Origin of the sequence: Caballeronia cordobensis (assembly GCF_001544575.2) — a bacterium.
GTDB classification, from domain to species: Bacteria; Pseudomonadota; Gammaproteobacteria; order Burkholderiales; family Burkholderiaceae; genus Caballeronia; species Caballeronia cordobensis.
The window spans coordinates 26277-46876 of sequence record NZ_FCNY02000026.1 but is presented as its reverse complement, the minus strand read 5'-3'; the positions used below and the strand labels follow the sequence as shown (position 1 = coordinate 46876).

The following is a 20600-nucleotide window of genomic DNA, read 5'->3' as shown; positions in this document are numbered from 1 at the left end:
GCGCAGCGGCTCCATCTCTGAGACGATTTGTCCGCCTCATCTCTCGCGCCCACATCGATCAGGAGACCGACTTGAACAGCAGTGCACCGAACAACTCGCTCAACTTCGTTCTGATTCACGGCGCGTGGCACGGCGGCTGGGTCTGGCGATCCGTCATGGACGAACTGAGCGCGCGCGGCCATCGCGTCGTCGCGCCGACCATGACCGGACTCGGCGAGCGCCATCATCTGGTGGCATCGGCGACGTCGCTCGATGTGAATATCGCCGATATCGTCAACGTCATCGAGGCGGAGGAATTGCGCGATGTCGTGCTGGTGGGCCACAGCTACGGCGGACTGGTTGCGTCGGGCGTCGCCGACCGCATTGCGCACGCGCTGCGCACGGTCGTGTTTCTCGACAGCCTGCTCGTCGAAAGCGGGCAATGCGCGTTCGATGTGCTGCCCGCGAGCGTCGTCGAGGAGCGCAAGGAATCGGTCAGGGCGAGCGGCCAGCCGCTCGGGATGCCCGTCAATGGGTTGAAGGGCACCGGCATTCCGGACGATCATCCGCGTGCGGCGTGGGTGCATCGGCGGCTCACGCCGCATCCGCTTGCAACGTATGCTACGCCGCTTCGGCTCGACCATCCGCTCGGCAACGGGCTGCCCTGCACCTACGTGCATTGCGCCAATCCTTCGTACGAGACGCTCGCGCCCGTGCGCGAGCATGTGCGCTCGCACTATCCGGACTGGGGCTGGGAAAGCATCGACACAGGCCATGACGCGATGGTGCTCGCGCCCGGCCTGCTCGCCAATCTGCTCGAACGGCTCGCCGCGGCGACCTGAGCCATCGGCGAACCTAAGCGGCGATCGCCTCAGGATGCACGAAAGTCTTCGGCAGCCCCGCGCGGGCGATCGCGCCCGTGAACGGCTCGCCCGGCAGCCATGCGGCGATCGTCTCGCGAATCGCCAGCAGCCTGTCGATATCGATGCCGGTGCTGAGCCCTTGCGCTTCGAGCATGAACACCGTGTCTTCGGTATTGATGTTGCCCGTCGCGTTGGGCGCGAACGGACAGCCGCCAAGCCCGCCGAGCGAGGCATCGAACGCGCGCACGCCCGCATCGAGCGCGGCCATGACGTTGGCGAGGCCCAGACCGCGCGTATCGTGAAAGTGACAGGCGACGGGCACCGGCCCGGCAAGCGTCAGCACCTGCCGCATGAGCGCATACACCTGCGCGGGATTGGCGTAGCCCACCGTATCGGCGATGGTGATTTCGCGCGCACCCGCCTCGATCAGCGTTTCGACGAGGCCGAGCACGATGCTTTCCTCGACCTTGCCCGCGATCGTGCAGCCGAACGCGGTCGCCACGCCCGCGCCGAGCACGATATGGCGGCCCAGTTCGTCGCGCGCCCCCGCGATGCGCACGAAGTCCTCGACCGACTCCGCCGTGCTGCGCCGCACGTTCTTCAGGTTGTGCTCGTTGCTCGCCGACAGCACGTAATGCACCTTGTTCAGGCCCACGTCGAAGGCGCGTTGCGCGCCCTTCAGGTTCGGCACCAGCGCCGCGGCGTGAAGGCCCTCGATGGCGAGCGCGCCCGCGGCGACTTCGACCGCGTCCGCGAATTGCGGCACGACTTTCGGCGGCACGAACGAAGTCACTTCGATATCGGTCACGCCTGCATCGACCAGCCGCGCGCACCATTCCAGCTTCTGCGCGCTCGTGAGGATGGTGCGCACCATCTGCAAGCCATCGCGCAGGCCGACTTCGCGAATCTCCACGTCTCTTTCGTTGTCTTTCATGTGCTCTCCAGTTCAGATGGTCGGGTCCGCGACGGCATCGCTGCCTTCGTCCGCATGCCCGACGGCAGCCGCGACGCCCGACGTCGAAGGCGCGAGCACCACGGCGGCGATGGCGCCGAGCACCATCAGAAACGCGATCGCGCCGAGACCGCCCGCCATGCTGTTGGTCATGGTCTTGATCGAGCCGATGATCATCGGGCTGACGAAGCCGCCGAGCAGGCCCACGCAGTTGATCACCGCGACGCCGCCCGCCGCGCCGCTGCCGCGGATGTAGTCGGTCGAGATCGCCCAGATCAGCGGATTGGGCGCGAGAATGCCCGCCGTCGCCACTGAAAGCGCTACCAGCGAGAGCGCGAGATTGCCCGTCGTGAACGCCGCGACGACGAGACCCGCCGCGCCGAACACCATCGCGACGGCGCAATGCCAGCGCCGCTCCATGGTGCGGTCCGAATGACGGTTCAGCATGATGAGCGCGATCCAGCTCACGAAATACGGAATCGCCGAATAGCAGCCGATCTGCAGCGCGCTCGACACGCCCGCGCTCTTGATGAGCGTCGGCAGCCAGAAGCCGATCGCGAACACGCCGGCGATCTGCGTGAACCAGACGAAGCCCATCACGTAGACGCGAAAGTCCTTCAGCGCACGGCCGAACGTGTGCTCCGCGTGCTTGGCCGAGACGCTCGAACTCTTGCGAATATCGGCGAGCACGACGGCCTTTTCGCTTTCGGTGAGCCACTTCGCCTGCTGCGGGCCGTCGTCGAGAAAGAAGAACGCAATCACGCCGAGCACGCTCGCCGGCAAGCCCTGCACGATGAACATCCACTGCCAGCCGTGCAGGCCGCCGTAGCCGTTGAAGTAGGTCATCAGCGCGCCCGACAGCGGCCCGCCGAACAGGCCCGCGATGCCCGTCGCGCAGGTGAAGATGGCGATCACCTTGGCGCGCCGCTCGACCGGATACCAGCGCGTGAGATAGAAGATCACGCCGGGATAAAGCCCCGCCTCCGCGAGCCCGAGAAAGAAGCGCACGGTGTAGAGATGCGAAGGCAGCGTGACGAACGCCGTGCCCGCCGCGATCAAGCCCCACAGGATCATGATGCGCGAGAAGGTGCGCTTCACGCCGATGCGCGCGAGCAGCAGATTGCTCGGCACTTCCATCAGCACGTAGCCGAGAAAGAAGATGCCCGCGCCGATGCTGTACGTGAGGTCGCTGAAGCCCACGTCGTGCTTCATGTCGAGCTGCGCGATGCCGATGTTGATGCGATCGAGAAACGCGAACACGTAGCACAGGAACAGGAACGGTATGAGCCTGCGCGTGATCTTGCCGTAGGTCGCTTCGGCCTTTGGCCTGTCGAAGCTGCCGATTTCGGGTGTCATGTATGTGTCTCCTCCGGTGAATCCGGGTCTTGGTCTAGCGGCCTTTGAATCGGGGCGAGCGCTTCTCGTTGTAGGCGCTGATGCCTTCGAGACGGTCCTCGGTCGGAATCAGCCGGTTGTACGCTTCGATTTCCAGATACAGCCCGGTGCGCAAATCGCCCTGCATGCCGAGGTCGATTGCCTTCTTCGCCTGCGCGACCGAAAGCGGCGCGCTCGTGCAGATATCGCGCGCCGCTTCGATGGCGTCGGCGAGCACGCGCCCCGGCTCGCACAGCCGGTTGACGACGCCCCACGCGAGCGCCTCCTGCGCCGTGAACTTCGCGCCGCGGAAAATCAGTTCCTTCGCGCGCCGCGTGCCGATGGTGCGCGGCAGTTGCTGCGTGCCGCCGCCGCCCGGCATGATGCCGCGCTTGACTTCGGTGAAGCCGAACACCGCGTTCGCCGCGGCATACGCGAAGTCGCAGGCGAGCAGCAGTTCCAGTCCGCCCGCCACCGCCGCGCCGTTCGCCGCGCAGATGACCGGCACTGGGCAATACGTGAGCGCGCGGTTCATGCGCTCGAACAGATAGTGCTGCACGCCGAATTGCTCGTCGGTCATCCCTTCGCGCTGCTTGAGGTCCGCGCCGCCGCAAAACGCGCGCTCGCCCGCGCCCGTCAGGATCACGCAGCGATACAGCGCCGGGTCCGCTTCGAGCGCGCCGAATACGCGGATGATTTCCTCGCCCATCGTCGTGCTGATCGCGTTCGAGACTTCCGGGCGGTTCAGCTTGACGACGAGAATCTGCTCGTCGATCTCTTCGAGCGTCAGCGTGCCGAGCGCGCCGACCAGTTGCGATGCAAGTTTCAAGATGTCTCCAGGGGTTTCTTCGTCAGCAGATGGTTGTGTTCGCCGAGCTTGGGCGTGACGCCGGTGTGCGCGGGCCGCGCGCCGCCGAACGAGATCGGCACGCCGACCACCGTGGCCGCGCCGTCGTCGGTGGTACGCAACAGGTCGAGCGCGCGGGTCTGCTCGTGCTCCACGACCTGATCGATGGTCTGGATCGGCCCGCAGGGAATGCCGGCCTGGTCGAGCGCATCGAGCCAGTGCGCGCTGCTCTGCTTGCCGAACTCGGCGTGCAGCAGGTCGATCAGCTCGACCCGGTTGCTCACGCGCGCGCCGTTCGTGACGAAGCGCGCGTCGTCGGCGAGCGCGGGGACCGCGAGCACGTCGCACAGGCGGCGGAACAGGCGGTCGTTGCCCGCCGCGACCATGATGGTGCCGTCCGCGCATTCGAAGGCCTGATGCGGCACGATCGCGGCCGTTCCCGATCCCCAGCGCCCCGGCAGCACGCCAGACGCGAGATAGTCGGCGATCTGGATGCCCGCCCAGCTGATCGCGGTCTCGTACAGCGATACCGACACGACTTCGCCCGCGCCTGTCGCCTGCCGCCGGAAGAGCGCGGCGAGCACGCCGATAGCCGCCCAGAGCCCCGTGCCCATATCGTTCACCGACACCGGAATGCGCGACAGCGGCTCGCCCGGCTGGCCGAGAAAGCTCATCAGGCCGGACAGCGCCTGCACGAGCGGGTCGTAGCCGGGCTTGTCGCGCAACGGCCCCGCCGTGCCGAACGCGCCGAGATTGCAGTAGACGAGCGACGGCTTCATGCGCAGCATCTGTTCGCCGCCGAGACCGTACTTCTCGGTGCCGCCCGCCTTCAGGTTCTGCAGCACGACATCGGCGCGGCGCGCAATCAGCTCGCGCAACGCCTGCGCTTCATCGGGATTCGACAGCGACATCGCGATGCTCTGCTTGCCGTGATTAACCGCATGAAACAGCGCGGCCGCGCCATCGACGAAGGGCGGGCCCCAGTCGCGCGCATAGTCGCCGTGCTCCGCGCTCTCGATCTTGATGACCTCCGCGCCCAGCGAACCCAGGATCATGCCCGCATACGGCGCGGCGAGACTGTGGCCGATCTCGATCACGCACACGCCCGCGAGCGGCAGGGACTGGCTCATGGTTTCGTTCATGCTCATTCGGCGGTGACTTCGAGCGGTGCATCGACGTTTTGCTGCGCCTGACCGTAGCGTTGCGCGGCGGCTTCGGCGCTGACGTAGCCATCGGCGATATCGGCGTCGATGCGCGCCTGCTCGCGCTCGCGCGGGTCGCCATAGCCGCCGCTGCCCGCGGGCTGCACGGTCACGCGATCGCCGCGATACACGACCGTCTGCCCGCCCTTCGCCGCCACCTTGTGCTCGCTGCCGTCCGCGCGCGCCACGACGCAGTGAAAGCGCGTGCCGGGCTCGCCGCCGAAGTGGCCTTCGGGCGCCGACCGTCCGCGTTCGCCCGAAACGGTGAAGGTGGCTTCGTCATACTCGACGCGATACACGCGCCGCGATGTCAGCCCGCCGCGCCGGCGGCCCGCGCCGCCACTGTCGGTGACGAGCGACCATTCCTCGACCATCAGCGGCGAGGTCGCTTCGATCATCTCGACCGACTGGCTGCCCGCGTTGCCCACATAGACGCGCACGCCGCTCACGCCGTCCTTGCCCGCGCGCGCCCCCATGCCGCCCGCGTGGACGTCGTGCATGGTGACGAATTCCTGGCCGGTGCGGGCGATGCGCGCCGGATCGGTATCGCGTCCGCTGAAAATCCCCGCGCACGACGCGCAGTTGCTCTGCCCGGTGATGCGCTCCGGCACCGCCGGCGCGAGCGCCTTCAGCAACAGATCGATCACGCGCGGCGAGGTCTCCGTATTGCCCGAGACGACCGACGCCGGATAGCGGCAGTTCAGCACACTGCCTTCGGGCGCGATGATCGTCACCGGCCGATAGCAGCCCTGATTGATCGGAATGCCGGGATCGGTCAGCGCCTTCACGGTGAACCAGGTGCTGTTGCACGTCACCGAAAGCGGACAGTTGATGCCGCCGCGCGCCTGCGGGCCGGTGCCGGTGTAGTCGAAGGTAATCTGATCGCCCGTCTTGGTGATCTTCACCTTGAGCAGCGGCCGCTCCTGCTTCCAGCCCGGCGCTTCGATCGGATCGAGATACTCCTCCGCTTCGTAGATGCCATCGGGAATGCGCGCGATCTCCGCGCGAATCAGCTTTTCGGAATGATCGAGGCTCTGGCTCATCACGTCGCGCAGCGCTTCGGCGCCGTACTTCGCGACGAGTTCGCCGATGCGGCGGTCGCCCACATACGTGCCCGCGTACTGCGCCTGAATGTCGAGCCGCAGTTCGTGCGCGTTGCGGCTGTTTCGCGTGAGCAGGTTGAGCATGTCCTGCACCGGCTCGTCGTTGCGATACAGAAACACCGGCGGAATGCGGATGCCTTCGGCGAACACGTCCCACGTCGTGACGGTATAGCTGCCCGGCGACTGCCCGCCGATATCCGTCCAGTGGCCGCGCGTCATCACGAACGCGACGATCTCGCCGCCCGCGAACACGGGCCGCGTGAACTGCACGTCCGGCTGATGATTGCCGCCGCCCACATAGGCGTCGTTGCTGACGATCACGTCGCCGGGGCGCAGGTTCTCGCGCCCGACCGCTTCGACCGACACGCGCGTCGAGATGACGGCTGAGCCGAGCATCGTCGGAATGTCGTTGCCTTGCGCGACGAGTTGCATGTCGGCGTCGAAGATGGCGGCCGACGAATCGCCGCTCGCGTGCATGAGCGGGCTGCCGGCGGTGCGCATCATCGCGATCTTCATTTCACGCGCGACCGCGAAGAGACTGCTGCGGATAATTTCGTAAGTGACGATGTCCATATATTCAGGCTGCCAGTTCGATGACGAGATTGAGATCGGAATCGACGCGCGCGACGTGCGACGCCTTCAGCACGGCGCAACTGCTGTGTTCCTCGATGACCGCCGGCCCTTCGATCGTCGCGCCGACCGGAATCTGCATGCGGGCGAATACGGGCAAGGTGCGCACGCCGCCGTCGAAATACACTTCGCGGGTGCGCACCGGCTTGGGCAACTCGCCGCCGTCCGCGCTCGCGACGCCGCCGCGCCAGCCGGTCGTCGTCACGAGTTGCAGGCGCACGTTGGCGACCACCACCGGCTTGTCCTTGCTGACGAAGTTCCATTGCCGCAGATGCGCGTCCTCGAAAGCCTGCGCGAGCGCTTCGCGAATGCCTTGCGCCTCGCCCTGCACTTCGACCGTGATGACGTCGGGCTGGCCCGCGTAGCGGCAATCGGCGAGGCGCACGACCTTCACGCCCTCCGCGTCCACGCCGTGACGCTGCAGTTCGTCCATGCCTTGCGTGGTCAGTTCGTCGAGCGCGGCGTGCAGCGCGGCGTCGTCGATCATCGCGAGATCGCTTTCGAGCGGGCGCTGATAGTCGTATTGCTGGTCCGCGACCGTCATGCCGAATGCGCTGAAAAGGCCCGGCAGCGGCGGAATCACCACGCGGCGGATACCCATTTCGTGCGCCAGATCGACCGCGTGCACCGGCCCCGCGCCGCCGTAGCAGATATAGGAGAACTCGCGCGGATCGTAGCCGCGCTCGACCGTCATGATGCGGATGGCCTGCGCCATCAGCGCGTTGGCGACGGAGCGCACGACTTGCGCGGCTTCCGGCACGGAGACGCCGAGCGGCTGGGCGATGACTTCGTCGACGACGCGCCATGCGGCTTGCGCGTCGAGCTTGAATTCGCCGCCGAGGAAGCTGTCGGGATCGATATAGCCGAGCACGAGATTGCAGTCGGTGACGGTCGGCCGCGTGCCGCCGCGTCCGTAGCACGCGGGGCCGGGGTCCGCGCCCGCGCTTTCCGGTCCGATGCGCACGCCGCCGCCCGCGTCGATCCACACGATCGAGCCGCCGCCCGCGCCGACCGAATCGATGTCGATGCTGGGCGAGCGTACCGTATAGGTATGCAGCAGACTCTTGTTGCGCAGTTCGGGGCGGAAGTCGCGGATCAGCGAGACGTCGAACGTCGTGCCGCCCATGTCGCCGAGAATCGCGTTCTTCAGTTCGCTCTTCTCGCAGTTGCGGATCGCCGCCGACACGCCGCCCGCCGGCCCCGATTCGAGCAGCACGATGGGTTTGTCCGCGACCATCGCCGGGCTTGCGAGACCGCCGTTCGACTGCATGAAAAGGAACTTGCCCGCGAAGCCATGTTGCGCCAGCGCGCCAATGAGGCGGCCGATGTAGCGCCCGCACACGGGGCCGAGCATCGCGTTGATGACGGTCGAGCTCGCGCGCTCGTATTCCATCGACTCCGGATTCACTTCGTGCGAAGCGCAGATGAAGTGGTCCGGCAACAGGCGGCGCAGCGTATCGACGGCTTCGCGTTCGTGCGCCGGATTCACATGCGCGTGCAGAAAGCACACGGCGACGGCTTCGACATCCGACGCGCGGATCTGATCGGCGAGCGCTTCGAGCTGCGCGTGATCGAGCGGCGTTTCGACGCTGCCGTCGTAGCGCAGGCGCTCGTTCACTTCGAGCCGCCAGCGCCGCTCGACGAGCGGACGCGGATTGTCGAACAGCAGATCGTAGAGATCGGCGCGATCGTGACGCGAGACGCGCCGCAGTTCGAGGATGTCGCGAAAGCCGCGCGTCGTGACGAGCGCGGTCTTCGCGCCCGTGCCTTCGACGACCATGTTGGTCGCCATCGTCGTGCCGTGGCCGAGGAACGCGACCTCCGCGCTATCGGCTCCCGACAGTTCGAGAATCTTGCGAAAGCCTTCGATGGTGCCGATGACGCGATCCTTCGGCGTCGTCGGCACCTTGGTCGACCAGATGCGCCCTGTCTCATCGTCCACCATCACGACATCGGTGAAGGTGCCGCCGACATCGAGTCCGATTCTTTTCAATTTGCTTCTCTCCATGTGGATGCCTGATTTCCGGTTCGCTTGCCCACGCCGCGTGTGTTCCGGCATGATCGAGCCGCGCCGTCGAGCGCCGGGCCGTGACGAACTTCGACCGAGCCAGTTTAAAGAGGCATCGACGCGGCCAGATAATGAAACCTTCCGATCAGGTGAGACCCTGGAGTTATATCGGTGATAACCAGTATCGATGCGATATTGAGGCGGCTGCGCGGCAATCACGTCGCGCTCCTGATTGCGCTAGACGACCACGGCTCGCTGCGCAAGGCAGCGCAGCAGGTGTCGCTCTCGCAGCCCGCCACGACCAAATCGCTGCGCGAAATCGAGGCGATGTTCGGCACGGAACTGTTCGCGCGCTCGCCGCGCGGCATCGTGCCGAACGAGCTCGGACGCTGCGTGATCCGTCACGCGCGCGCGGTGCGTTCCGAGATCGGCGCGCTGCGCGACGAGCTCGCGGCCATCATGCGCGGCGGCGGCGGCATGCTCGCCATTGGCGCGGTCATGGGCTCGATGCCCGAATGGCTCGCGCCCATCCTGCGCTCGTTGCGGCAGGTTCAGCCGGATGTGTCCGTCGAAGTCTGGGAGGACAACAGCGCGCGGCTTTTGTCGATGCTCGATCAGCGCCTGCTCGATCTCGTCATTGGGCGTCCGAGCATCAGCGTCCATCCGGAGGCTTACGATTTCATTCCGCTCGAAGTGGAGGAAGTCTGTCTGGTGACGGACGGCGCCGATCCGCTGGCGAACGTGCAGCACCTGTCGCTCGCGGATCTTGCCGACAATCCGTGGATCGTGCCGCAAGCCGCCCTGCCGATGCGCTCGCTGCTCGAACAGCTTTTCGACGACGCCGAGATTCCGTTCCCGCGCTACGCCATCGAAACGTCGTCGACGTTCGCGACCTTGTCGCTGCTGCGGGCGAGCGACGGCACCGTCGCGCTGATGCCGCTGAAAGTCGCGCAGTACTTCCAGGCGCACGGCATGATGGCGGTGCTGCCGATTCAGATCGAACGCCGCGGCGCGCCGTACGGCATCGCGACGCGGCGCGGCGCCACCGCGACCGCGCCGGTGCAGCGCTTCATCGAGCTATGCAAGCAAAAGCGCGACGAGCAGCTTCGTTAGACGATGACCGACATGCGCGAATGGGCATGTCATATCCGCGCAAGCGTAATATAGTCGCGGATATAACCCGTCACCCAGATCGCCCCATGTCATTCAGTCATGAAACGATGCCGGTATTCGGCCAGGACATCGAGAGCCCGCAGGTCGCCATCGAGATCGGCGGCGCGGTGCAGACGCCGCTCACGCTCGACGTCGCCGCATTGCGCGAGTACGCGCGCGTGAGCATCGCGCCCTTCGATCTGGTGTGTTTTTCCACGGGCCGCTACATTCGCCCGATGGGAAGCTATCGCGGCGTGCAGTTGCGCGTGCTGCTCGACGCCGCCGGCGTGCGGCGTCCCGACAGCACGGATTTCAAGCGCACCGTATTCCTCGCGCAGGCGCACGACGGTTACGCCGTCACCTACTCGTGGCACGAGCTTTTCAATACGCCGGTCGGCGAGCGGGTGATCGTCGCGTATGAATGCGAGGATCGCGAACTCGGCATCGCGGACGGCTTGCCGGTGCTCGTTTCGGGCGCGGACAACGTGCATGCGCCGCGCCACATGAAGCGCTTCGTGCGCGTCGATGCGCACGTGCTCGCACAGCCGCATCGATGAATCCGGCAGCGCGCGCGTTGCTCGGCCGCGCGATCGATCCGTATGCGCCCGATACCGTGCTGTTCGCGCGGCTCGTGGGCGCGCGCATCGAAGGAGGCGATTTGCCTGTGCTCGGGCTCGACGCCGGCGAGCTTGCGAAACTCATCGGCCGGCATTTTCCCGGCGCGACGTTCGGGCATTTTCTGCATCTCGCGCCGCGCACCGCCTTCACGCGCGACCTGCACGCGCTTTTGATGTGGCACGACCGCACGGCGACGCGGCATCGCGACGACGCGCGGTGTCTCGCGGCCATTATTTGCGCGGCGTCGCTGCGCCCGGACCATTTGTGGCGCGATCTCGGTCTCTCCGGCCGCGAAGACGTCACCGACATGCTCGATCGACACTATCCGGCGCTCGTTGCGCGCAACGTGGCCAACCTGCGCTGGAAGAAATTTCTCGCGCAGGAGGTGGCGCACGCACGCGGCGAAGCGCCGACGTGCGCGCCGGGCTGTCCGGGTTGCGAGGATTACGCTTTCTGCTATCCCGACAACCGGTGACGTGCGCGCGGGCCGCTTTCGTTCGTGTATTCTCTCGGGCATGGCGACGACCCACAAAACGACGGCAGGCGCGAACGAGCGGAACGCGGCGAACACGGCGGACGCGGCAAGCGCGCCGGCCGAAGTGCGCTTTCGCATGCGCGTCACGAAAGGCGAGACCATCGCGATCGGTCCGGGCAAGGTGTCGCTGCTCGAAGCGGTGCGCAGGCACGGCTCGATATCGGCGGCGGCGCGCAGCCTCGACATGTCGTACCGGCGCGCGTGGCTGCTCATCGACGAGCTCAATCGCGCGCTCGAATCGCCCGCGACGATTTCCGAGCAAGGCGGCCAAAGCGGCGGCGGCTGCGTGCTGACGCCGGTCGGCGAGCGCATCGTCCAGCTTTATCGCGAGGTCGAAACGCAGGCGCAAGCCGCGTGCGCCACGCAGATCGAAGCGCTTACTAAGCTGCTGAAACCCTGAATCGCTAACCGTGCCGCAAGCAGAACGCGGACCGCGGCGGACCGCTCGCGGGCGTGGCTTGCGCGCTCGCGGTGAGCCGCGCGACGAACTCCACGAAGCTCGCGACGCTCGCGGTGCGCAGCGGCGCATACTCGACGCCGTGCCGCTCGCAGACGCGCTTGAGCATGCTCATCGAATCGTGATCGATGCAGTCGACGGGAAAGAGCACGACATCCGCGTTCGGCAGCGCGGCGGCGAGCAAGCCCTTGCGATCTTCGATACCGCCGTCGTGAACGATCAGCTCGCCGCCCGCCGCCGCCACCAGCGACTTCAGCACCGCATTCGAATTCGGCCTGCCGCCGACATAGACCACACGCTTGCCGCTCACCCATTGCACGGCGCGTTGGCGCGCGTCGGGCCGATCGGCGGCATCGAGCGTGGCGCGTTCCAAGGCCGCGCATTCGGCCTGGACGACCTTCAGCAGCGCGTGGGCCTCGCCGAGCCTGTTGCGCAACACGCGCGTCTCGTTCTCTTCCTGCTGCGCCCGCTGCTCGGCGGCTTCGCGGCGGCTCGTATGCAGCGCGAGGCGGCGCTCGCCGTCCTCGACTTTTTCACGCAGACGCTCGACTTCGGCTTCGAGTTGCGCGGGCGTCGCGCCGGGTTTGCGGTCGATATGCAGCGCCTGCTCGTGCAACTGCCGGGCGGACGCATCGCGCTCGGCGCTCACTTCGAGAAGACGCGCCTGCTGACGGTCGATCTTCTCACGCAGTGCCTGATTCTCCGCTTCGAGCGCGACCAGCCGGCGAATATCCGCGCGATTCGCCGCGCCGACCAGATGCGACAGCATGTGCAACTCGCCGAATGCGGACTGGCGCACGTCGATGGTCGCGTGCGGATGCGACATCACCGCCCAGTACGCGGGTGGAATATCGCCGGACTTCAGCGCCTCGTTCCACAGATCGAGCAGCGCGGCGGGATCGCGCGCGGTGTCGAAGCGGCGGATCGCGCCCGCGTAACGTTCGTCGAGCGCCTTGTTGAGCGCTTTCGCGCCCGCGCCGCCCGCGATCGCCAGTTCCACCGCCGCGTGATGGATCTCCAGATCGCTCGCGTGATGACGGTCGAGATCGGTGAACTTCGGCACGAGCTTGCGCAATTCGCCCGTCGAAAGGCAGGTGCCGATGATCGAGCAGTGCAGATGCGGGTCCAGTTCGGCGAGACGCGAACGGCGCTGCGACGCGCGCAAGCTCGCCTCGGTCGGCTGGCAGCACGCGTCGGGGCGCACATGCGCGCTCGTGCGGGCGAGTTGAAACGGAGGGCTCTGCATGTTCACCTCGTGCTCGGTCGGCTGGTTCGTAATATACCACTGAATATAACGACGACGAAACGGCGGGCCGATGTGCACGCGCCTTTGCGCGCGCACGGTCCGGACAGGGCGTATCCTACGACTTCGGCGCGCCGGGCCCGTCCTCCAAGGCTGTCCGTCCACGGGGCGCGGGTCGCCGGACGTTTCCAATCGCGAGAGATCGCTCACAAGGAGAATCTGAATGGCCAGGATTGAAGTCAAGGTTCCGCAGCTTTCCGAATCCGTCACCGAGGCGACGATGCTGCCGTGGAAGAAGAAAGCGGGCGACGCGGTGACGCAAGACGAAATCCTTGTCGAACTGGAAACGGACAAGGTGGTACTCGAAGTGCCCGCGCCCTCCGCCGGCACGCTCGTGGAAGTGGTGAAGAAGGAAGGCGATATCGTCCACGCGGACGAAGTGCTCGCGATCGTCGATACGGAAGCGAAAGCGTCGGCCGCCGCGCCTGCTCCCGCGCCCGCTCCTGCTGCTGCGCCTGCGCCGGTTCAGGCCGCCGCGCCTGCGCCATCGCCATCGCCTGCGCCCTCGCCCGCCGCGGCGCCAAGTCAGAAGGCCGATTTCGATGTCATCGTGATCGGTTCCGGGCCGGGCGGCTATATCGCCGCGATTCGCGCGGCGCAGCTCGGGCGCAAGGTGGCGTGCGTCGAGGAATGGATCAATCATGCGGGCAAGCCGAAGCTCGGCGGCACCTGTCTGAACGTCGGTTGCATTCCGTCGAAGGCGCTGCTCGCGTCGTCGGAAAAATTCGAGAACGCGAAGCTGCATTTCGCCGATCACGGCATCGGCGGCATCGACAACCTTTCCGTCGATGTCGGCAAGATGGTCGGGCGCAAGGAAGCGATCGTCGAGAAGATCACGGGCGGCGTCGAATTCCTATTCCGCAAGAACAAGATCACCTGGCTCAAAGGGCACGGCAAGTTCGCGGGCAAGGACGGCGGCAACTTCAGGATCGAAGTGAGCGGCGACGGCAAAAGCGAAACGCACACGGCGCAACATGTGATCATCGCGACGGGCTCGAAGGCGCGGCATCTGCCGGGCGTGCCCGTGGACAACAAGATCGTCTCCGACAACGAAGGCGCGCTCGCCTTCGACGCCGTGCCAAGAAAGCTCGCCGTGATCGGCGCGGGCGTGATCGGGCTGGAGCTCGGCTCCGTGTGGCGCAGGCTCGGCGCGGAAGTGACGATTCTCGAAGCGCTGCCCGAATTTCTCGGCACCACGGACACGGCGCTGCAAAAGGAAGCCGCGAAACTCTTCAAGAAGCAAGGTCTCACGATTCATCTCGGCGTGAAGATCGACGGCGTGAAGACGACCGATTCGAACGTCTCCATTTCCTACAAGGACAAGGACGGCAACGCGCAAACCCTGGATGCGGACCGCCTGATCGTGTCGATCGGCCGCGTGCCGAACACGGACAATCTCGGGCTCGATGCCATCGGTCTGTCGGCCGATGAACGCGGATTCATTCCCGTCGACGGACATTGCGCGACGAAAGTGCCGAATGTCTACGCAATCGGCGATGTCGTGCGCGGTCCGATGCTCGCGCACAAGGCGGAGGACGAAGGCGTGCTGGTGGCGGAGATCATCGACGGGCAGAAGCCGCATATCGACTACAACTGCATTCCGTGGGTGATCTACACGCATCCGGAAATCGCGTGGGTCGGACAAACCGAGCAGGCGCTGAAAGCCGAAGGCCGCGACATCAAGGCCGGCCAGTTTCCGATGCTCGCGAACGGCCGCGCGATGGGCATCGGCGAGACGGACGGCTTCATCAAGGTCATCGCCGATGCGAAAACCGACGAGATTCTCGGCGTGCACATCATCTCGGCGGACGCCTCGGATCTGATCGCGGAAGCCGTGGTCGCGATGGAGTTCAAGGCGGCGAGCGAGGATATCGGGCGCATCTGCCATCCGCATCCTTCGCTTTCCGAGGTCATGCGCGAAGCGGCGCTGGCTGTCGACAAACGCGCGTTGAATATCTGAACGCGTCCTGAAGCGCGCATCCTCGCGGATGCGCCGCATCGCTTTACCCCCTCCAGGCCGGACATCGACACCACGTCGATGTCCGGCTTCCTTTTTGCGGCTGCACACCTCCTCCTCGCGACCACTCACCCGCCGACCCAACTATTTTTTTCCGCGTTGCGTTTATTAATTATAGGTACATATAATAAACCAGCGTCGAAAACGGCGGGCCCCCGCTTCGCGTGAACACCGGCATGTCGCCGGCCGAGTGGCATTGATGGACGGCGGGAGCCGTCGACAACGAGGAGTTGTACATGTCGCAAGCAGAGCTTCACACCGGCCCGGCGTTCGAGCCGCGCGCCGGGCATTCGACGGCTTCGGACCGTGGCGATGCGTGGACCGGGAGCGTGCCCGTCGAGGAGTTCATCGACGAACACCGCTTCTCGCGCTTTCAATGGACGCTGATGGGCGTGTGCTTTCTGATCGTGCTGATCGACGGCATGGATACCGCGGCCATCGGTTATATCGCGCCGTCGCTCGTCAAGGGCTGGGGCATCACGAAGGCCGCGCTCGGGCCGGTACTGAGCGCCGCGCTCTTCGGGCTCGCGGCGGGCGCGGTCATCTCCGGCCCCGCCGCCGACCGCTTCGGGCGGCGCGCCGTGCTGATCGCGGCGACGGCGTTCTTCGGCGCGATGAGTCTCGCGACCGCGTTCAGCGGCTCGCTCGAATCGCTCGTCGCGCTGCGCTTTCTGACCGGCATCGGTCTCGGCGCGGCGATTCCGAACGCCATCACGCTCGTCTCCGAGTACGCGCCCGCGCGCAACCGCTCGATCATCGTCAACACGACGTATTGCGGCTTCACGGTCGGCGCGGCGCTCGGCGGCTTCATTTCGTCGTGGCTGATCCCGGCGTTCGGCTGGCACAGCCTCTTCCTCGTCGGCGGCGTGATCCCGCTCGTGCTCGCGCTGCTCGTCGCGATGCTCGTGCCGGAATCGGTGCGCTATCTCGTCAAACGAAACGCGCCGAAGGAAAAGATCTGGGCACCGCTCTCGAAGATCGCGCCGCTCGATCTACGGCGCATCGACTCCTTCCGCCTGTCGGAGCGCACCGCGACGCAGGCAAAAACCTCGGTCGGCGCGATCCTGTCGCGCAACTATCTCGTCGGCACGCTGATGCTGTGGCTCGTGTACTTCATGGGCCTCGTCATCTTCTATCTGCTGATGAGCTGGATGCCGCTGCTCATGAACGAAGCCGGTTTCACGCCGGAGCGCGCCGCGCTGCTTACTGCGCTGTTCCCGCTCGGCGGCGGCATCGGCACGATCGCGTCCGGCTGGCTCATGGATCGCTGGAACGCGAACGTGGTCGTGATGCTCGGCTATCTGCTGACCGCCGCGTTCATTTTCGTGGTCGGGCAGGCGATCGGCAGCATCGGACTCGTGAGCGCGCTGATCTTTCTCGCCGGCACGACGATGAACGGCGCGCAATCCTCGATGCCCTCGCTCGCCGCCATGTTCTACCCGACGCAAAGCCGCGCGACCGGCGTCTCGTGGATGTACGGCGTCGGGCGTTTCGGCGGCATCGCGGGCGTCGCGCTCGGCGGGTTGTTCTCGGCGTGGAAGCTCGGCCTGCCGGCCGTGTTCGCGCTGCTCGCGGTGCCGTCCGTGATTGCGGGCATCGCGTTGTTCGTGAAGCTGAAGGCGCATCCCGAGCCGCAACGCCGCTGATTTTCCGCGCGCGGGCCGCGTCGCGCACGCGGCCCGCGCGCTTCATTTCACCGCAACGACAGGAAGCCAAGATGAGTCAGGAACTGGAAGTATTGACGGGCAAGCTGCACGGCCTCACCGCCGCGCTCAGCGTGATCGCGGCGGCGCTGCCGCCCCAGGCATCGGCGGATGTGCAGGAAACGCTGCGCGACATGATCGGCGAAACGGCGGCGTCGGACCTCGCCGCAGCCACGCTCGCGTCGATGCACTCGACCATCGCGCAGGTCATCGAGTCGATGGAAATCGGCTTGCGGCGCTGAATCCCTTCACGCCGCGCGGGCGGTGCGCGCCGCCTTCGGCTTCGCTTTCTTCGCGGCGGCCGGCTGCGCGCACGCCTGCGCTTCCAGCCCGCCGACGATGAAGCTCGTCAACTGCTCCAGCGTTTCGTTCGCGTCCCACGGATCGCACGCGCCCTTGGCGAGCACGTCGAGACGATGCGTGTCGGAGAAGGCGTAGAGATACGCGCCGATCATCATCGTCACGCGCCAGTAGAGGTCTTTCGCGGGCAGGCCGGGCAGCGCCGCGCGCAGCGCTTCGACGTAGGCATCGGTCGAATCGCCGTATGCGGTGCTGCGCAGGTTGTACGAAATCTCGGGCGGCTCGGTGTGCAGCCGCGCCTGCAGGCGAATGAACGCGCGCCCGCCATCGGTGCCGCGCAGCGCGACGAGCGGCAGCAGAAACGCGCGCACGATATCGCGCACATTCGCGCTTTTCGCATCGGTCAGTTCGCGCAGCAGCGTCACGCGCTCTTCGGAAACGAGCAGCGCGCGGCGCAGGAACACCTGCTCGAAAAGCAGTTGCTTCGTGCCGAAGTAATACGTGATGAGCGCCTGCGTGACGCCGCACGACGCGGCCACTTCCTTGAGCGACGTGCCCGCGTAGCCGCGCTGCGAGAAATCGACCTCGGCGGCATCGAGGATGTTCTCGCGCTGATTGATGTTGCCCGCCGGGCGGCCGAGCCGCTTGCGCTTGCCCGATGCGCCATGCGCGCGGACGTGAGTGGTGTCGTCTTTCGTCATGCCTGGGCGATGCTGCCGGTGAAGTGAGATGCCGCGTCTATTTTACGGGCGTTTGACGCGGCGCTCGCGAAATCGGGGCCATCGCGCTGAATAAGAAAGCGATCGCCGGTTCATTTGCTACGCACAAAAGATTGGTAGGCGCGGCATGCGAAGTGCCTATAGTCGGAGGCTTCGAAACCTCTTCTCTTCGCGCCATGAAATCATCCATTCGCCGCCGTCGTCTGATTGCCGGTCTCGCCTCCTTCGCATTCGCCGCCACGGCGCTCGCGCCGCTTCACGCGCAGGCGGAAACGCGCGAGGTCGTCATCGGCTATCAGGACATGGTCGTGCCGTGGCGCTATGCGCAGGCGAGCGGCGCGGTCGAAAAGGCGACCGGCTACAAGGTCACGTACCGCAAGCTCGGCAGCGGCGCCGATGTGATCCGCGCACTCGCATCCGGCTCGATACAGGTGGGCGAAGCCGGCTCCAGCCCAATCGCGGCCGGTTTGTCGCAGGGTGTCGATCTGTCGCTCTTCTGGATTCTCGACAACATCAACGACGCCGAAGCGCTCGTCGCGCGCAACGGCTCGGGCGTGAACAAGCTCGCCGATCTCAAGGGCAAGACGCTCGGCGTGCCGTATGTATCGACGTCGCACTTTCATGCGCTCGTCGCGTTGAAGCAGGCGGGCATCGATCCTTCCTCGGTGAAGATCGTCAACCTGCGTCCGCCGGAAGTGGCGGCGGCGTGGGAGCGCGGCAACATCGACGCGACCTACATCTGGGACCCGGTGCTCGCGAAGGCCAAGCAGAACGGCCGCGTGCTGATCACGTCCGGCGAAGTCGCGAAGGAAAGCGGCACGGCGACCTTCGACGGCCTCGTCGCGTCGCGCAAGTTCGCCCAGGACAATGCCGCGTTCCTCGCCGGTCTCGTCAAAGTGCTCGCGGACACCGACGCGCAATACCGCGACAACAAGGCCGCCTGGACCGTCGATTCGAAAGAGGTGCGCGCGGTCGCGCAGGAATCGGGCGCCGCCGCCGCCGATGTGCCCGCGAGCCTCGCGCTCTACGCGTTTCCGTCGGCGGGCGAACAGGCGTCGGCGACGTGGCTCGGCGGCGGCAAGCAGTCTGGCGCGGCCAAGTCGCTCACCGCCACCGCGCAATTCCTGAAGCAGCAGGGCACGATCCAGAACGTGCTCGCCGATTATTCCGCGGGCGTCGATCCGCGCTTCGTGCAGCAGGCCGCGAAATGACCTCGCTGTCGATCCGCAATCTGGGCGTGACGTATGAAGGCGCGAGCACGCCTGCGTTAAAAGGCGTCGATCTGCACATCGGCAGCGGCGAGTTCGTCGTCGCGCTGGGCGCGTCGGGCTGCGGCAAGACCACGCTGCTCAACTGCCTCGCCGGTTTCATCGATCCGACCGAAGGCACGGCGACGCTCAACGGCGAGCCGATCGCCGGTCCCGGCGCGGAACGCGGCGTCGTGTTCCAGAAGCACGCGCTGATGCCGTGGCTCGACGTGCTCGACAACGTCGCGCTCGGCCTGCGCTTTCGCGGCATGAAGCGCGACGCGCGCCGCGAGATCGCGCGCCGCACGCTCGCGCTCGTCGGTCTCGCGCAGCACGAGCACGCGAAAATCTACGCGCTGTCGGGCGGCATGCAGCAGCGCGTGGGCATCGCGCGGGCGCTCGCGAGCGACCCCGAAGTGCTGCTGATGGACGAACCGATGGGCGCGCTCGACGCCCTCACGCGCGAAAACGTGCAGGAACTCGTGCTCGATGTCTGGTCGCGCACGCGCAAGACAGTGTTCTTCATCACGCACAGCGTCGAGGAGGCGCTCTTTCTGGCGACGCGTCTCGTGCTGATGACGCCCGGTCCCGGACGCATCGAGGACGTGCACGAGCTGCCGTTCTCGCGCGAATACATCCGCGGCCGCGATGCGCGCGCGGTGAAGTCGTCGCCTGCTTTCATCGAATGGCGCGAGCGGCTGACGCGCCGTTTGCATCGCACCGAAACGGAGGCCGCATGAACCAGCGCGCGCACGCGATGACCGAGGCGCCGCGCGCCGCCGGGTCGAAACGCACGAAGCGGCGCTATCGCGGCATGCCCGGCGCGGGATCGACCGCGTTGCCGAGCGCGCTGTGCGTGGCCGTGATCGGCGCGGCGTGGTGGGCCTCGACGCACTTTCACTGGATCGCCCCGCTCTTTCTGCCCTCGCCCGGCGCGGTGTGGCGCGCGTTTCTCGACGCCGTTCATGGACGTCTGCAAGGCGGGCTGCCGCTGTCCGAACATCTGCTGTGGAGCGCGATCCGCGTGTTCGGCGCGTTCGCGCTCGCGGTCGTGACGGCGGTGCCGGTCGGCATCGCGATGGGCGTGAGCCGTATCGCGCGCGGCGTGCTCGATCCGCCGCTGGAGTTCTACCGGCCGCTGCCGCCGCTCGCCTATTTGCCGCTCGTGGTGATCTGGTTCGGCATCGACGAGACGGCCAAACTCGTCGTCATCTGGCTCGCCTGCTTCGCCCCGATCGCGATGGCCGCCCGCGCGGGCGTGAAAAGCGCGACGGCTGAGCAGGTGAACGCGGCGTGGTCGCTCGGCGCGAATTTCCGCCAGGTCGTGTGGCACGTCGTGCTGCCCGCCGCGCTGCCGGAAATTCTGACGGGGCTGCGTATCGCCGTCGGTTTCGGCTGGACGACGCTCGTCGCCGCGGAAATGGTCGCGGCCACCGCGGGCCTCGGCCAGATGGTGCTCAACGCGTCGAGCTTCCTGCGCACCGATGTCGTCGTGATGGGCATCGTGCTGATCGGCGCGATCGCGTGGATCTTCGATTTCGGCATGCGCGCGCTGGAGAAAAAACTCGTGCCTTGGAAGGGCCGCTGACCC

At 66.4% G+C, this 20600-nt stretch carries 19 protein-coding genes and 1 pseudogene; 12 read left to right on the top strand and 8 right to left on the bottom strand.

The genetic code is table 11. The features are described from left to right. Positions 1-71: 71 nt before the first annotated feature. Positions 72-821, top strand: a complete 750-nt coding sequence (locus tag AWB70_RS33110) for an alpha/beta fold hydrolase (protein WP_053571709.1) — start codon at positions 72-74, stop codon at positions 819-821. Positions 822-834: 13 nt separating this feature from the next. Here the strand turns inward: AWB70_RS33110 and AWB70_RS33105 are convergent, their stop codons facing one another. The 6 genes from AWB70_RS33105 to AWB70_RS33080 are packed head-to-tail and all read right to left on the bottom strand — an operon-like array spanning position 835 to position 8943. Beyond that, entirely contained in the window at positions 835-1776 is a 942-nt protein-coding gene (locus tag AWB70_RS33105; protein ID WP_053571710.1) for a hydroxymethylglutaryl-CoA lyase, read from the bottom strand. Positions 1777-1788: 12 nt separating this feature from the next. Continuing rightward, a complete protein-coding gene (locus AWB70_RS33100) occupies positions 1789-3150 on the bottom strand; it encodes an MFS transporter (protein ID WP_053571711.1) in 1362 nt (453 codons plus the stop codon). Between the two features lie 34 nt (positions 3151-3184). Next, the gene (locus tag AWB70_RS33095) at positions 3185-3997 is read right to left on the bottom strand and encodes an enoyl-CoA hydratase-related protein (protein ID WP_053571712.1); all 813 of its coding nucleotides are present in this window, start codon (positions 3995-3997) and stop codon (positions 3185-3187) included. Next, entirely contained in the window at positions 3994-5163 is a 1170-nt protein-coding gene (locus tag AWB70_RS33090) for a CaiB/BaiF CoA transferase family protein (RefSeq protein ID WP_082378201.1), read from the bottom strand. Before AWB70_RS33090 ends, AWB70_RS33095 begins: the two co-directional genes overlap by 4 nt. Next, positions 5160-6893 (bottom strand): hydantoinase B/oxoprolinase family protein, encoded by a 1734-nt coding sequence (locus AWB70_RS33085; protein WP_053571713.1) that lies wholly within the window; start codon positions 6891-6893, stop codon positions 5160-5162. The genes AWB70_RS33090 and AWB70_RS33085 overlap by 4 nt, the downstream gene beginning before the upstream one ends. Before the next feature lie 4 nt (positions 6894-6897). Further along, positions 6898-8943, bottom strand: coding sequence for a hydantoinase/oxoprolinase family protein (locus tag AWB70_RS33080; protein WP_053572121.1), 2046 nt, complete (start codon positions 8941-8943; stop codon positions 6898-6900). 186 nt (positions 8944-9129) lie between these two features. On the opposite strand from AWB70_RS33080, the gene AWB70_RS33075 reads away from it, so the two are divergent. From AWB70_RS33075 to AWB70_RS33060, 4 genes are all read left to right on the top strand, one after another. Next, positions 9130-10071 carry a LysR family transcriptional regulator gene (locus AWB70_RS33075; RefSeq protein ID WP_045461822.1) on the top strand — a complete coding sequence of 314 codons (942 nt, stop codon included), beginning with the start codon at positions 9130-9132 and terminating at the stop codon, positions 10069-10071. Between the two features lie 107 nt (positions 10072-10178). Then, the gene (locus AWB70_RS33070; protein WP_053572122.1) at positions 10179-10667 is read left to right on the top strand and encodes a molybdopterin-dependent oxidoreductase; all 489 of its coding nucleotides are present in this window, start codon (positions 10179-10181) and stop codon (positions 10665-10667) included. Next, complete coding sequence (locus tag AWB70_RS33065) at positions 10664-11203, top strand: nitrogen fixation protein NifQ (protein WP_053571714.1); 540 nt, start codon at positions 10664-10666, stop codon at positions 11201-11203. The genes AWB70_RS33070 and AWB70_RS33065 overlap by 4 nt, the downstream gene beginning before the upstream one ends. 40 nt (positions 11204-11243) lie before the next feature. Further along, complete coding sequence (locus AWB70_RS33060; RefSeq protein WP_082378221.1) at positions 11244-11663, top strand: winged helix-turn-helix domain-containing protein; 420 nt, start codon at positions 11244-11246, stop codon at positions 11661-11663. Positions 11664-11667: 4 nt separating this feature from the next. Here AWB70_RS33060 and AWB70_RS33055 read toward each other — a convergent pair whose 3' ends face one another. Continuing rightward, entirely contained in the window at positions 11668-12966 is a 1299-nt protein-coding gene (locus tag AWB70_RS33055) for a DUF2325 domain-containing protein (RefSeq protein ID WP_053572124.1), read from the bottom strand. 220 nt (positions 12967-13186) lie between these two features. Between AWB70_RS33055 and AWB70_RS39585 the strand changes: the two are divergent. The 4 genes and pseudogenes from AWB70_RS39585 to AWB70_RS33040 all read left to right on the top strand — a co-directional run. Beyond that, positions 13187-13402: pseudogene (locus tag AWB70_RS39585) on the top strand (biotin/lipoyl-containing protein); the annotation flags it as partial. 168 nt (positions 13403-13570) lie between these two features. After that, complete coding sequence (gene lpdA / locus AWB70_RS33050) at positions 13571-14983, top strand: dihydrolipoyl dehydrogenase (RefSeq protein WP_053572125.1); 1413 nt, start codon at positions 13571-13573, stop codon at positions 14981-14983. A gap of 293 nt (positions 14984-15276) precedes the next feature. Continuing rightward, the gene (locus AWB70_RS33045) at positions 15277-16686 is read left to right on the top strand and encodes an MFS transporter (RefSeq protein WP_053571715.1); all 1410 of its coding nucleotides are present in this window, start codon (positions 15277-15279) and stop codon (positions 16684-16686) included. A gap of 71 nt (positions 16687-16757) precedes the next feature. Beyond that, positions 16758-16985 carry a hypothetical protein gene (locus AWB70_RS33040; protein ID WP_014252865.1) on the top strand — a complete coding sequence of 76 codons (228 nt, stop codon included), beginning with the start codon at positions 16758-16760 and terminating at the stop codon, positions 16983-16985. A gap of 6 nt (positions 16986-16991) precedes the next feature. On the opposite strand, the gene AWB70_RS33035 is transcribed toward AWB70_RS33040, so the two are convergent. Continuing rightward, positions 16992-17744 carry a TetR/AcrR family transcriptional regulator gene (locus tag AWB70_RS33035; RefSeq protein WP_053571716.1) on the bottom strand — a complete coding sequence of 251 codons (753 nt, stop codon included), beginning with the start codon at positions 17742-17744 and terminating at the stop codon, positions 16992-16994. A 194-nt stretch (positions 17745-17938) separates the two neighbouring features. Between AWB70_RS33035 and tauA the strand changes: the two genes are divergently transcribed. Genes tauA through AWB70_RS33020 form a run of 3 tightly spaced genes read left to right on the top strand, consistent with a single transcriptional unit; the run spans position 17939 to position 20597 of the window. Further along, positions 17939-18973 (top strand): taurine ABC transporter substrate-binding protein, encoded by a 1035-nt coding sequence (gene tauA / locus AWB70_RS33030; RefSeq protein WP_053571717.1) that lies wholly within the window; start codon positions 17939-17941, stop codon positions 18971-18973. Then, complete coding sequence (locus AWB70_RS33025) at positions 18970-19749, top strand: taurine ABC transporter ATP-binding protein (RefSeq protein WP_053571718.1); 780 nt, start codon at positions 18970-18972, stop codon at positions 19747-19749. Before tauA ends, AWB70_RS33025 begins: the two co-directional genes overlap by 4 nt. Positions 19750-19766: 17 nt before the next feature. Continuing rightward, positions 19767-20597 carry an ABC transporter permease subunit gene (locus AWB70_RS33020; protein WP_087086372.1) on the top strand — a complete coding sequence of 277 codons (831 nt, stop codon included), beginning with the start codon at positions 19767-19769 and terminating at the stop codon, positions 20595-20597. Positions 20598-20600: the final 3 nt, after the last annotated feature.

Excerpts from the sequence above, each read along its gene's own strand:
- AWB70_RS33105 (WP_053571710.1), bottom strand. The coding sequence starts at position 1,776 with ATGAAAGACAACGAAAGAGACGTGGAGATTCGCGAAGTCGGCCTGCGC.
- AWB70_RS33100 (WP_053571711.1), bottom strand. The coding sequence starts at position 3,150 with ATGACACCCGAAATCGGCAGCTTCGACAGGCCAAAGGCCGAAGCGACC.
- AWB70_RS33090 (WP_082378201.1), bottom strand. The coding sequence starts at position 5,163 with ATGAGCATGAACGAAACCATGAGCCAGTCCCTGCCGCTCGCGGGCGTG.
- AWB70_RS33085 (WP_053571713.1), bottom strand. The coding sequence starts at position 6,893 with ATGGACATCGTCACTTACGAAATTATCCGCAGCAGTCTCTTCGCGGTC.
- AWB70_RS33070 (WP_053572122.1), top strand. The coding sequence starts at position 10,179 with ATGCCGGTATTCGGCCAGGACATCGAGAGCCCGCAGGTCGCCATCGAG.
- AWB70_RS33065 (WP_053571714.1), top strand. The coding sequence starts at position 10,664 with ATGAATCCGGCAGCGCGCGCGTTGCTCGGCCGCGCGATCGATCCGTAT.
- AWB70_RS33060 (WP_082378221.1), top strand. The coding sequence starts at position 11,244 with ATGGCGACGACCCACAAAACGACGGCAGGCGCGAACGAGCGGAACGCG.
- AWB70_RS33055 (WP_053572124.1), bottom strand. The coding sequence starts at position 12,966 with ATGCAGAGCCCTCCGTTTCAACTCGCCCGCACGAGCGCGCATGTGCGC.
- AWB70_RS33045 (WP_053571715.1), top strand. The coding sequence starts at position 15,277 with ATGTCGCAAGCAGAGCTTCACACCGGCCCGGCGTTCGAGCCGCGCGCC.
- AWB70_RS33040 (WP_014252865.1), top strand. The coding sequence starts at position 16,758 with ATGAGTCAGGAACTGGAAGTATTGACGGGCAAGCTGCACGGCCTCACC.
- AWB70_RS33035 (WP_053571716.1), bottom strand. The coding sequence starts at position 17,744 with ATGACGAAAGACGACACCACTCACGTCCGCGCGCATGGCGCATCGGGC.
- tauA (WP_053571717.1), top strand. The coding sequence starts at position 17,939 with ATGAAATCATCCATTCGCCGCCGTCGTCTGATTGCCGGTCTCGCCTCC.
- AWB70_RS33025 (WP_053571718.1), top strand. The coding sequence starts at position 18,970 with ATGACCTCGCTGTCGATCCGCAATCTGGGCGTGACGTATGAAGGCGCG.
- AWB70_RS33020 (WP_087086372.1), top strand. The coding sequence starts at position 19,767 with ATGACCGAGGCGCCGCGCGCCGCCGGGTCGAAACGCACGAAGCGGCGC.